This window comes from Kiloniella spongiae, from assembly GCF_001026905.1.
Taxonomy (GTDB): Bacteria; Pseudomonadota; Alphaproteobacteria; order Kiloniellales; family Kiloniellaceae; genus Kiloniella; species Kiloniella spongiae.
On sequence record NZ_LAQL01000007.1, the window covers coordinates 123,216 to 135,490 of the forward strand.

Here is a 12,275-nt window from a genome sequence, read left to right on the forward strand (position 1 = left end):
AGCAGGAAAAATGCTTAGGGTATGAAACCCTATTAACGTGTCGTCTTATGAAAAGGTACCTGCAAAAATAATATCATTGCTTGCAAGGCGTTGACTGGGGATTTCTCTTTCCTGTAATTCAGGCGCAAGAAAATCCGGAGTGATGTTTTTACCGATGGCAACGGCAATTTCTACTTTGTACCTTTCGGGCAGTTTAAACACCTGTTGTGCTTTATCGAAATAAACACCAGCCATAGCATGTGCTTTATATCCGCTGATAGAAGCCTGAAGAGCCAATTGTGCCCAGGCAGCACCGGTGTCAAAGCTATTGTAATTTGATGGACGATCGGGCTCCGTACCATTCCCAGAAATAATTTTGTCAGATATTACAAAAACCAGTGCCGAAGCATTTTGTGCCCAGCTTTTGTTGAAAGGATCGAGTAGATCCAACTGCGTATTCCAGTATTCATCGCCACGATGTGCATAAACAAAGCGCCAAGGTTGCACATTAAATGCAGAAGGGGCCCATCTTGCGGCTTCCAGAATGATTTGAAGATCTTTGTTGGGGATCTTGCTGCTGTCAAAGGCCCGGGGGGACCATCTGTTGATGAATATTGGGTCGATTGGGTGGTTCGGTGTGCGGTGTGGAAGTGATGTATCTGGCATAACGCAATCCTTTACAGTCGATGGGCCTTTAGAGCTTATGTGGCCTTTACAATTTTGAGGGCGTCATGTATCTCTATCTGGGATAATTTGATATAAGATATTTTGACGTCAAATAATTTGATATCAAAATAAATAAGGATTGTTTTGATATGAGTCAAGACCCTAAAAAGGTGAATTCAAAAAAGGATACTTCTTCAGAGGCAGTAGAAGGCGGCCCGATGGAAGGAATTTTAACCCAATGGCGTAGGGAAAGGCCTGATATCGATCCGGCGCCTATGGCTGTCTGCGGAGAAGTCTGGCGGGCAGGGGAAAAGCTACGTCAGGGGGTCTTGGATAATATCGCGAGCTATAATTTGGACTTTGCTGGCATGGATGTGTTGTTTACACTGCGTCGTCAAGGGGAAGGAGAGACATTATCCCCCTCACTGTTGGCAAAAGATATGATGCTCTCGACATCTGCCATGACCAACCGGCTTGATCGCCTTGAGAAGCGCGGTCTTGTGGAGCGAATGATGGACCCAAATGACAGACGGGGACAGATGGTTGCCTTAACCAGTGAAGGCTTTGATCTTGCTAATGAGGTGGTTGTGACGCATGTGGCACGGGAAGAAAAGATGCTGTCGAACCTGTCAGATCAAGAACGACAGCAACTTCGAACATTATTGGAAAAAATAGTCTGATTAATGCATTTAAAAGCGCTCAGACGTCATCGTTAGGCATGATAATAACCATTCGGTTTTAGCGGATCAGGCAAGTTTTCTTCATTAAGTGTTTCGAGCAGATTGACCTCAATACTATGGGACATTGTGGTCAGTGCCAGATCGTGTGCAGACGTGCCAAAAGGATCTTCCAATTCTTCACCCAAGGCGTCTAACCCGAAGAAGGTGTATGCGATTATTGCTGTTACAAAGGGTGTCATGATACCGATGGACGTAACGAGGCCAAAAGGAAGGCAGAAGCAATAGATATAGGCCGTTCTGTGAAGGAGGAGATTATAGGCAAAAGGGAGGGGTGTATTACGGATACGTTCACAAGCAGCGAGAATAAAAGATAATGATGTCAGGCGTTCTTCGAGATTACGTGCTGAGATTTCACTAATAAACTCTTTTTGAAGCATCTGCTGTAGCTCTTCGCCCATTAAATTTAAAATGAAATTGGGTTTGTGCCGTACTTTGTTAAGCCGATTGAGATCTTCTGCGGATAGGAATTGGTGAACATCATCGTTATAATCTGTGCCCCTGAGGTGATGCCGTAATGCATGTGAAAAGCTAATTGCGAGCTGAACAAATCGCTTTTGACGAGCTTTACATTGGAAAGTTATCTCATCGAATTCATTCGTGGTATTGAGGCGTGATTCATTATCTCCGATATCTTCTTCCGAAGTATCTTTTACCCATGCATATGTTTGAATCTGCCTTGCAAGAGAACGTGTATCTATAATCAATTGTCCCCAAAGTTTTCTGGCTTCCCACCATCTTTCATAAGACGCGCGGTTCCTAAAGCCGAGAAAAATTGAAAGCGTAACGCCCAGCAAGATAAAGGGCGTTACAGTCAGGTTTGGTAGATAATTCAGGAAGTGACTGTGAGCCAAATAGGCAAACAAGCCTACCAAAGCTGAAAACAGGATTTGAGGCGCGATTGTTGGAACAACAGATCCTTTTAGAACGAAAAAGAGCTTAAACGCGTTGGGTTTATCCCGGATAATCATTAGGAAGCTTGCCTTGGATATAAGAAAGTTATCCGCAAGATTTATGATAATGTGTGATCATGGCAATTCGTATATTTGGTATATGAATTTTGATATTTCGAACAGAAAAAATATGGGGCTAATTTTTGCGTAAAAATACGGCTCTTTCTTTTGATTGGCAGAATAAAATTAGCGTTCTTTGTATCGTGAGTGTGCAGTGAAGAGTGTCCATTCAACAAGCTTCTTTGTCACTTTTCCCAAGCCTTCATCAAAGGCGGCAACGACAGAGTTCAGCTGATCAGATCGGGCTGGAATGTTTGCTTCAAAGCTCTGTGAGCCAATAATCGTTCGACGAGGCATTTGTACGATCTTGGCATTGAGGACAACTCTGACTTCTGGAGTGTTTCCTAAATAGAGAGTTTGGAATTCACGAAGTTCTGTTTTTAAAATAAAATCGGATCGCAAGCCAATTGTTTCCCGCCCGACAGCGACGATTTTTCCTGTATTTTCAAATGACTCCACCAAAAGTGTTTGAACCATAATAGGCGCTTTATCAACCCATCCCGCGTTCGCGTAGTATTCCATCTGGTTGGCTTTACGCTGTAGGGCAATTTTCGTTGTATTGAGGCTGGCATTTGCAGAGGTTTGTTCCAAAACCAGTTGCCAGGGAACTTCCGGTAAAGCAACATCAAAGGTACTTTTAGGAGACAGGCGATAGAGGTCGGGAAGAGGACCTTGTCCAGGAATAAGTGTTGAACATGATGTGAGAAGTCCAGAGACAGAGAGCAGGCTTGCAAGCTTTAGGAAGTGGCGTCGATTATTTTTTTTTGTATCGTTCATTGGACTCACTTGTTCTACCTCATGTCATCATAGTTTTGGGGACCGTGACGAAGCTGTTTTAAGGCTCTTTAATGGTCACTATTCCTATATATTACAGATATTCTTATTTATTATTCTGGCGGTTCAAAGCCTTTTTGCTTGTCGCCGAAGAAGAATCTTGCGGGATCACGTTCAATTTCTCCAGCGATGAGTTGTAAATCCCTCACAAGGGTTCTGGTTTCAGACAAAAGGTTTGAAAATTCATAAAGACCCGTAGAAGTGAAATCCTGAAGAGGTTCTCGGTTTTCATTTATTAGAGCTTCAACCTGATTACTGGTCTTTGCAAAGCTACGGGCTGTTTGTTGAAAATCCTGGACCAGAATTTTTATTTCAGGCGAACTTTCAGCGACGAGCTTGTCAATGGATACAGCAGCATTATCCAATGATGTGATGGCATTTTTGGTTTTTCCGATTATCTCTGAACTACCTTGTTGCAATTCTTGGGTTAGATCTCTTACTGATACGGACACAGCCTTCATGTTGCTGGCGGTCATTGCCGTGTCATCTATAAGGCGAGCGATCTGGTTTTCCTTCTCAGCAAGCGCTTTTGTAAGAGCTTCTATATTTTGCAAGGTTTGCGCGATGTTTGCTCGGTTTTGGTCGTTAAGCAGGTCATTTCCACGAGCAAGAAGGACGTTAGCATTTGAGACAAGTTCTGGTGCACCTTCCAGTAATTGGTCTAATGCTGATGTTTTCGACTGGATAACAGGATGTCCATAAGGTCCTTCTTCAACCAGAGGTTCTGATTGCATGTTGCCGATCGTTAACTGGATAGATTTTACGCCTGTAATTCCTTCGAGTTGCAGGGTCGCAGTTGTGTCTTTTTTGACCGGTGTGCCTTCTTCGACTTCGAGAAGAATAACAACTTCTTCTGCGGGTTTGTCGGGCGATAAGGCGACATCGATGACTTCCCCGACGTTGACCCCGTGGTAGCGGACGGAGCTACCGGGCTTAAGACCTGTCACGTCTCCACGATAGATAATGTTGTAATGGGCATAGCTGCGATCTGCTTCAAACTTGGCGAGCCAGATAACAAAAACCAAAGCCCCTATAAAGAAAGCAATGACAAAAGAACCGACAATCATATGGTTTCCGCGGGTTTCCATTATATCTCCTCGGCAAGGCAAGATGCCCCTGTATCAGCTTTTGTTAGAGTATAGGCTTTTGTGTGATCGCTGTTAAAAAATCTCAAAAGAGTGTCGGTCATTATTTTTATAATATCAATCATGTGATCTTGTCGCAGCACGTCCTCTGGGCCCGCCAAAGTATTCTTTTATCCAAGGGTCTGCTTCCTTGGTTAATTCAATGATCGTACCAACCTTTATTTTTTTATCCAATAAAACGCCAATACGATTACAGATAGCATGAAGTGAATCCAGATCGTGGGTGATCATCACTACAGTAAGCCCCAAGGTGTCTTGAAGCTTTGCGATTAAGGAATCAAATTGTGCGGCACCAATCGGGTCGAGACCAGCGGTTGGTTCATCGAGAAAAAGGATGTCGGGATCAAGGGCTAAGGCGCGTGCAATGCCAGCCCTCTTTCTCATGCCGCCTGATAATTCAGATGGATACTTGCCACCGGCTTCGATCGGTAGGCCAGCCAAGGCGATTTTCAGGGCTGCAACCTCTCGCACAAATTGGGCAGGAAGTTTAGTATGTTCATTGATTACAGCTTCGATATTTTGCGAAACAGTAAGCGAGGAAAAGAGTGCGCCATCCTGAAAGAGAACACCCATACGTTGTCTTAAAACACCAAGCTCTGTTTGAGATACTTGATCTACGTCTTGCCCAAGGATTTTAATCGTCCCGGCAGCCTTTTGATTAAGGCCGACGATTGTGCGCATAAGAACCGATTTTCCGGTTCCTGAGCCTCCTACAATACCTAAAACTTCGCCTTTTCTGATATCCAAATCGAGATGGTTATGGAGGATTTGATCGCCAAACTGATTACGAATACCTTTGAGAGAGATGACAAAGTTTTGAGGTTTAGCTTCTTTGGGCATTCTCATATTCCCATGACAGAAAAGAGAATGGAAAGAAGAGCATCCAGGACAATGACAAAAAAGATTGCCTCGACAACCGAGCGTGTTGTTTGTCGTCCGACTGATTCTGCACTTCTGCTTACCTGAAGCCCCTCGTGACAACCAATCAAAGCAATTACAAAGGCAAAAACGGGTGCTTTGACCATGCCAACAAAAAAATCACCAAGAGAGGCTGCATCCTGAAGATAACGGATGTATTGAAACAGGGATAAGTCCAAGGTGATCATGGTCATGGCCGCACCACCAAGTAACCCCATGATATCGGCATAGAAAGTGAGTAGTGGTAGGACGAGAATGAGGCCGAGGATACGGGGAAGCACCAAAACATCAATCGGGTCGAGGCCAATGGTTCGCATGGCATCAATTTCTTCGTTGACCTTCATGGTGCCCAATTGGGCTGTGAAAGCACTACCCGATCGACCGGCAACGATAATAGCAGTTAACAAAATGCCCATCTCTCTTAACACGCCAACCGCGACAAGATTAATGGTGAAAATCTGTGCGCCAAATCGTTCCAGTTGCCCCGCCCCTTGAAAAGCAAGGACAACGCCAATAAGGAAGGAAATAAGACCCACAATAGGAAGTGCATGAATGCCGATTTGTTCCATCTGCGCGACAAGGGGTGTCCAGCGGATCCGCTTGGGGTTGATTAGCTGTTTAGCAAATGCGTTGAGGACAAGCCCCAAAAAAGTGACCAGTGCGCGCCCTTGATCGATAATCTTGAAAAAGCTTTCGCCCGTATCTGTGAGTAGCTTTCTTATTCCTTTGAGTGAGGTTTCTGGCGGACATTCTTTGAGGCGATGGTCTTGTACGGTATCAATGATTTGTCTGACATGTTTGGGTACATTCTTAAGTGATGTCTTATGCCCGTTAGCTTCAACGCTGTCTTGATGTTGTAAAAAATAGAGCGCGCCCGCTGTATCCATGATTTCAACGGCTTTGAGGTCAAAAATTTGTTCTTGATGGTCTGATTTATTTTTATCTGGTGTTTGGTTGATGACGTTTGCAAGCTCTTGCGTTGTCCAGGAACCGGAAAGAGAGCAGGTCAGGGTCGTTTTGTCAGAGGAGAGCTTGATTTCCGGTGAAGTCAAATTATCAGAGGCCGCATTTTTTGTTTCAGGTTGGTTTGTGGATATATATTAAGCTTTCTTTTCCTAAAAAGACCAGTTTTAAAGAATGTTAGGTTACCCGGTATGTTGAAATCAACTCTTGAACGGCATCTTCGCCAGCAATAAAAGCGGCTTCAACTTGTCTGGCATAATCAACGTGCAAAAGGCGTTTGTTTGAGAGTGTTTTGTCGTGCCGTCCTGTGCCCCCCAAAACATAATCCTTTATCAAGGCAGGCGGTGTTGGAACTGTTCGTTGAGCTTCGGGTAGTTCTACTTCAGCTAAAGAAAAATAGGTTTTTCCCTGGTTCTTCAAAAAATCCACGTCCCATGTCGCATCATCGGCGACGAATTTAAAACGAATTTTTGTTACATCATATTCGCGGACAGACCAAAGACGATTAAAGTCTTCTTTGGAAATATCGGTCTCTACTTCGATAACATCATCATCAACGCGATGTTTATAGGTGAAAATATAGCGGATGGTTTCAGTCTGAAGGTCGTGCCATTCACGAATGCGAGCGCCTTTTCGAATATAGCCCTGCCGTATGCCGACCCGAAAACAATTCGAGGCCAACAACTTTGCTTCAAGTTTGCCCTCTGGATCGTGGAGCGCGAATTTATACTCGTTTTCAACTGGCACTTTCTTGCCTTTCTCCTTTGTAGAGAGGATTTATTACCTTTTTCCGACTGTGCAAGCCAGCGCAAGAAGTTACTGTCATAATAGTTTCATATTTCTCAATTTTCTTTAAATTACAATGTAAATATCTCCTCTTAATATAACACTTGATGGTAAGTGGGATTGTTGTAATGATCTGCTTACGTTTAAAGAGTTCTCGTCTGGTTGCTTGCGTTTATGAAATTGTTTTCCTTTTTTGTGTTGATGACAGTGTCATTGACAAGCTACGGCTTTGCAGCGGGTGCCCCCTTGAAAGCAGTCGTACTCGCCGAAAAACCTTGGGGTTTTTATAATGAGTCAGGACATCTGGACGGGATTACGGTCTCTTATTTCAAAACACTAGCAAAGTTCTTGGGTGAACCGATTGAAATTGTTCTTGTGCCTGAACAAAGACTTATCCATGGGATTGAAAAAGGTAAATACGATTTAACGGTAACATTTCCAGAATATCTATCAGAAGAATTTGTAACATCTTTGGAGCCAACTATACGGCTTGATAAAATGCTTGTTGGTTTGAAGGGGGTAACGATTACATCAACGAATGATATTGAAAAGCTTCGTTTAGCGGTTGTCAGAGGGACAAGTACTGGTTCCTGGATAGATCATAATCGCTCAATCAAGAAGGTCAAAACGGCAAACTTTACTGAAGCTCTTTGGCTTTTGAAAAAAGGGCGGGTAGATGTGGTAACTGCGACTAAACAGGTTATTCACGCATCTTTGCCTAAAGTAGGTATGACCGTGGATGACATTGGGGAGCCTTATTTGTTAAGCTGTCAGCAAGCCATTTTGATGATTTCCAATGCATCAAGGAAAGTTGCCATGATGCCTATGATCAAAAAGGCTGCGAAAGACTTTAAAAACAGTCCAGAGTGGAAAGCATTGTTACTGGATGCGAAAAAGTTGGCACCTCATCTGTCTCACAGCCATAACCATTCTAATTAAAGCGGGCTTTGAGGGGTTCTTTTGTCAAAAGCATGGCAGCACAACAAAGCTTACATCAGTAAAAAAGATGATACCTGATGAAGTCTTAATGATTTTAAATGTGTTATGGGTTGGGGGGAACCTGTGATCAAATAATAGCTTAATTGTAAAGAGGTAGAGTGCCTTGGCGACTATCAAGCTTTGCTTCTTGCGTATGGTCGAGAATAACGAAGCTTGTTTTTACATGCTTGTTTTTGCGGGCTTCTTCTTTGACTTGTGAGGCTTTCCACTTTTTGGAAATTTTCTGACGCCATGCGGCATCTTTTGCCAAAGCCGCAAGATTCATGACCTGGCCTCTATTATTTTTAGGAACAAAGGTTTCTTGCGAAAACGCATGGCTTGAAAATGAAAAAGACATGAGGATAAGCGACACGATAAAGAAAGATTTTTTCATTGTAAGAACCAATCACAGTTTTAAGACGACGAATTCGTTTAATCTGGGCTGCTACTTGTTTGGGGCGGTATACCCTACAGCCTGTACTGCGTTCTTAACGCGAGAGATCGACGTTAAGCCTGCACGAAATAAACTTCATTTAGACACGGCATAAATACTGCAATTCGGGCTCCTCTTAATTTATCTGTTTAAACTCTAAACTACGATATTTCGTTCGTAGCGAGATAAACCTAATAGATGTGATGAGATCCGTGGTGTGATATTAAAAAGACAATCATTTGTTCACAAAGTGGCAGAAGAAAAGAAGTGCTTTTTAGGAAGAAATAGTGTTTGATTTAATGATTAATAACAATTGCTTATGTTGATTAACTTTGTAAGCGATCGCCCTTCACTCAAACAGGTTGTGTCACTGTCTGACACATAATTCTCACAGGATAACCCTGCCATATGTTGCTCGATGTCTCTTATAGCTTTTATATCGTTGCGGCGATTGCCGTTCTTATAACCGGGATTTCTAAAAGCGGATTTTCAGGCGGGATGGGGGCTTTAACTGTGCCGTTGATGGCGATGTTTATTTCACCTTTCAAAGCCGCGGCGATAATGTTGCCGATCCTGTGTTGTATGGATGTTCTTAGCATCTGGGCTTATCGAAAGAGTTTTCACCGTAAAAACCTGATTGTATTAGTTTTGGGCGCTTTATCCGGAATTGGTATCGGAGCTTTAACCTATAGTTATGTTGATGCGGATGATATCCGGATTTTGCTGGGTCTTCTGACACTCTTGTTTGGATTAAGTTATTTTGTTGGTAATCAGAAAGAAAAGAAGCAGACGCAGACATCAACGCCTGTCGGTGTTGGCTGTGGGATGATTGCGGGATTTACCAGCTTTGTTGCGCATGCTGGTGGCCCCCCGGTTAAGTTCTTCCTTTTGAGGCAACGGTTGGATAAAACGGTTTTTGTCGGGACAAATGTCGCCTTTTTTCTGATTGTTAATCAGGTCAAGCTGATACCCTATGCATGGATGGGCCAATTCTCTGCGGAAAACTTGCTGCTATCGCTTCTCTTTGTACCAATTGTGCCTTTGGGCATTTGGTTAGGGCTTAAGTTACACAAAATAATTGCCCCTGATTTGTTCTATCAAATCAGCTATCTGATGATGATCTTTGCGGGGGTAAAATTACTTTATGATGGAATGTTACCACTCGTTTGGTAAAAAATAAAAAGCTCGATCCATTTGGGCCGAGCTTTTGTTAAATGAAGATTGCTTGTCTTAGAATTAAGTGTACTTGCGCCCCAGAACGCGAAGACGGCTTTCAAAGTCACTTCTATCTACATAGCAACCTCGGAGGTGCCTTGCACCACTATAGCCTTCGCCCGCTTCGAATGCATTACGGCCATGCATGACCCTTCTGTTATCAAAGATGCATAGATCGCCTGATTTCATTTTTACGGAAATAACAAATCGCGGATCATTGATTAGAACCATAAGTTTTCTGAAGGCTAGATAGAAACTATCCATCATGCTCTCATCCATATCGAAAGTATCTACGAGGTGCGGGCTGTATCTCAATTCAACAAGTTGGCCGTTTTCATCTGCATTTATGATGGTGTTTCGTGTCCGAATATCGGTTTCTGTATCGTGGAAGCGCATGGGCACGGTGACAGTACACAACAGATGAAAAGCTTCCGGATCTGTATCTCTCAGTTCTTCGATAATCCTGAAGCCATCAGCATAGGTTGATTCACCGCCACGACTATCATTCACAAGGCAGTGGAGAAATTGATATCCTGGTGGAATTTCCTGATTGATCAGATCAATGTGCAAGGGCAAAGCTTCGGAGGTATAGGCGTTATTGATGGGGTTTGGTTTTGATTGTACATCAAAAACGGTTCCGAAGTTGGTTTGTCGCAGGAATGAAATACGATTGGCAACGTCCGTTACCCCTTCGTCTGTGCAGGGTACATTTCTTACATAAGAAATACCGGATTTTTGTACTGCTTTTAGCCAGTTAAAGAGGGCAAGGTCGTCCTGCATGAGATCGTTATATTCGACTTCATAGAGCTTATTTAGAATTTCTGTGCCCCAAGGCACGATAACGGATGTATCTGTTTTTTTGAAATCCGGAGAATAGGCATTTTCATAAAGCCATTGCAATCGATAGGCACTCTTGTGAGCCCCCTCTGACCAACTAATATAGAGCGTGCTTTTGTCAAAAGTACTGTTAACAGCATGAATGTCCGGGCTTATGGTTGTCAGGTTGAACAGGCGCTCTTGCGTGGAAGGGTGAAAGCCACTTGGGCAATTGTCGCGAAGCCATAGGTAATGGAATGTTGCAACCTTTCCATCTGACCACTTAACTTCCAGAGAACGTTCTAATAGGTTCAATGTTTCCACAGAAACGTCAAATTGTTCTTCTTTGGCGAGCGAACTCATTTTCTACTCCGTAAATAACTGCTCCGTCTCTAGTGAATAAGAGGGAGAATCTGTTGGTGATTTAAAAAAGAACTTGGAGGAGATCAACTTCATCGGGAAGTGATTTTATTTGATGAACCAGTCAGTTTTTTTCAGGGAAAGGTAAAAATGGTGCAATTCTAATAATAGTTTCAACTTTCGTTGTGTGTAAATCAGCTAAGGTGTTACTATTAATACAAGAAATTCTAAACGGGAGCCAATACCATGAAAGATGCCAATTCTGTCCTCTCTTCCTATAGTACGACTGTTTTTGAAGTGATGTCTCAATTGGCATTGGAACATGACGCTATTAATCTGGGGCAAGGTTTTCCCGATGAGGATGGGCCGGAAGAGCTGCGAAAAATAGCGGCCGATAGCTTGATGGAAGGGCCTAACCAATATCCGTCAATGATGGGCATACCCGAATTGCGTCAAGCTATTGCTGATCATGACAAGAGGTTTTATGGCATCAATCTGGATTGGAAGACGGAAGTGATGGTGACCTCTGGTGCGACAGAAGCATTGGCGGATTGTTTATTCGGCCTGATTGAACCCGGTGATGAAGTTGTCGTTCTGGAACCATCGTATGATTGTTATATCCCTCTGATTAAAAGGGCGGGCGGAATTCCGGTAATTGTGCCTATGTCGGCACCAGACTGGAAGCTACCGATTGAAGAGCTAGACGAAGCCCTTACCCATGAAACCAAGCTGATTATTATCAATAGTCCGATGAATCCGACTGGAAAAGCATTTCATTGGGATGAGTTGGAAGCATTGGCTGAATTGTGCCTGCGTTATGATATCTATGCGGTTTGTGACGAAGTTTATGAGCATCTTATTTTTGACGGGCGCAAACACTATCCCTTGATCACGCTTCCGGGCATGAGGGATCGGACCGTGCGTATCGGATCTGCTGGAAAAAGTTTCGCTCTCACGGGATGGAAAGTCGGTTATGTTTGTGGCGCACCAGATGTGTTGACGCCAATTATCAAAGCACATCAGTTTACGACCTTTACCACGCCGCCAAATTTACAAAAGGCTGTGGCTGCTGGATTGTCAAAAGATCAAAGCTATTTCGATAATCTGACAAAAGATCTGGAAACCAAACGAGATTATCTGGCTAAAGCACTCTCAGATATTGGTTTTGATGTCCTGCCTTGTGATGGAACCTATTTTGTCACCGTGGATATTCGCGGGGTTCACAATGGCAGGGATGAAGAGTTCTGTCGCTACATTACGACTGAGGCAAAGGTGGCCGCAATTCCGGTCAGCGTGTTCTATGATATTGAAGGGCCGTCCAACCTGGTTCGTTTTTGCTTTAGCAAACGGATGGAGGTTCTCGAAGAAGCTATGAAGCGGTTGGAGAAAGCCCTGTCGTAATTTTGGAGTCATAGCTTTTCGGGCATAACTT

13 protein-coding genes are annotated in these 12,275 nt (G+C 43.4%); 4 read left to right on the forward strand and 9 right to left on the reverse strand.

What is annotated here, in order from left to right:
• Positions 1 to 45: 45 nt before the first annotated feature.
• The gene (locus WH96_RS11875; RefSeq protein ID WP_047764392.1) at positions 46 to 645 is read right to left on the reverse strand and encodes a nitroreductase family protein; all 600 of its coding nucleotides are present in this window, start codon (positions 643 to 645) and stop codon (positions 46 to 48) included.
• A gap of 149 nt (positions 646 to 794) precedes the next feature.
• Here WH96_RS11875 and WH96_RS11880 point away from each other — a divergent pair, with 149 nt between their 5' ends.
• Positions 795 to 1,325 carry a MarR family winged helix-turn-helix transcriptional regulator gene (locus tag WH96_RS11880; protein ID WP_047764393.1) on the forward strand — a complete coding sequence of 177 codons (531 nt, stop codon included), beginning with the start codon at positions 795 to 797 and terminating at the stop codon, positions 1,323 to 1,325.
• Positions 1,326 to 1,357: 32 nt separating this feature from the next.
• On the opposite strand, the gene WH96_RS11885 is transcribed toward WH96_RS11880, so the two are convergent.
• The 6 genes from WH96_RS11885 to WH96_RS11910 all read right to left on the reverse strand — a co-directional run bounded on the left by WH96_RS11885 (position 1,358) and on the right by WH96_RS11910 (position 7,002).
• Complete coding sequence (locus WH96_RS11885) at positions 1,358 to 2,353, reverse strand: bestrophin family protein (RefSeq protein WP_047764394.1); 996 nt, start codon at positions 2,351 to 2,353, stop codon at positions 1,358 to 1,360.
• Between the two features lie 168 nt (positions 2,354 to 2,521).
• Positions 2,522 to 3,172 carry an ABC-type transport auxiliary lipoprotein family protein gene (locus WH96_RS11890; RefSeq protein WP_047764395.1) on the reverse strand — a complete coding sequence of 217 codons (651 nt, stop codon included), beginning with the start codon at positions 3,170 to 3,172 and terminating at the stop codon, positions 2,522 to 2,524.
• A 110-nt stretch (positions 3,173 to 3,282) separates the two neighbouring features.
• Entirely contained in the window at positions 3,283 to 4,317 is a 1,035-nt protein-coding gene (locus WH96_RS11895) for an MlaD family protein (protein ID WP_047764396.1), read from the reverse strand.
• 114 nt (positions 4,318 to 4,431) lie between these two features.
• Positions 4,432 to 5,214, reverse strand: coding sequence for an ABC transporter ATP-binding protein (locus WH96_RS11900; protein ID WP_053005874.1), 783 nt, complete (start codon positions 5,212 to 5,214; stop codon positions 4,432 to 4,434).
• Between the two features lie 2 nt (positions 5,215 to 5,216).
• Entirely contained in the window at positions 5,217 to 6,344 is a 1,128-nt protein-coding gene (locus tag WH96_RS11905; RefSeq protein WP_245629483.1) for an MlaE family lipid ABC transporter permease subunit, read from the reverse strand.
• Between the two features lie 88 nt (positions 6,345 to 6,432).
• Complete coding sequence (locus WH96_RS11910) at positions 6,433 to 7,002, reverse strand: CYTH domain-containing protein (RefSeq protein ID WP_047764398.1); 570 nt, start codon at positions 7,000 to 7,002, stop codon at positions 6,433 to 6,435.
• Between the two features lie 213 nt (positions 7,003 to 7,215).
• Here WH96_RS11910 and WH96_RS11915 point away from each other — a divergent pair, with 213 nt between their 5' ends.
• Entirely contained in the window at positions 7,216 to 7,980 is a 765-nt protein-coding gene (locus WH96_RS11915; RefSeq protein ID WP_047764399.1) for a substrate-binding periplasmic protein, read from the forward strand.
• A 139-nt stretch (positions 7,981 to 8,119) separates the two neighbouring features.
• Here WH96_RS11915 and WH96_RS11920 read toward each other — a convergent pair whose 3' ends face one another.
• A complete protein-coding gene (locus WH96_RS11920; RefSeq protein WP_047764400.1) occupies positions 8,120 to 8,413 on the reverse strand; it encodes a hypothetical protein in 294 nt (97 codons plus the stop codon).
• 447 nt (positions 8,414 to 8,860) lie between these two features.
• Between WH96_RS11920 and WH96_RS11925 the strand changes: the two genes are divergently transcribed.
• A complete protein-coding gene (locus WH96_RS11925) occupies positions 8,861 to 9,625 on the forward strand; it encodes a sulfite exporter TauE/SafE family protein (RefSeq protein ID WP_053005875.1) in 765 nt (254 codons plus the stop codon).
• A 63-nt stretch (positions 9,626 to 9,688) separates the two neighbouring features.
• On the opposite strand, the gene WH96_RS11930 is transcribed toward WH96_RS11925, so the two are convergent.
• Positions 9,689 to 10,846, reverse strand: coding sequence for a TauD/TfdA family dioxygenase (locus tag WH96_RS11930; RefSeq protein ID WP_053005876.1), 1,158 nt, complete (start codon positions 10,844 to 10,846; stop codon positions 9,689 to 9,691).
• Positions 10,847 to 11,089: 243 nt separating this feature from the next.
• On the opposite strand from WH96_RS11930, the gene WH96_RS11935 reads away from it, so the two are divergent.
• A complete protein-coding gene (locus WH96_RS11935) occupies positions 11,090 to 12,244 on the forward strand; it encodes an aminotransferase (protein WP_047764401.1) in 1,155 nt (384 codons plus the stop codon).
• Positions 12,245 to 12,275 lie beyond the last annotated feature (31 nt).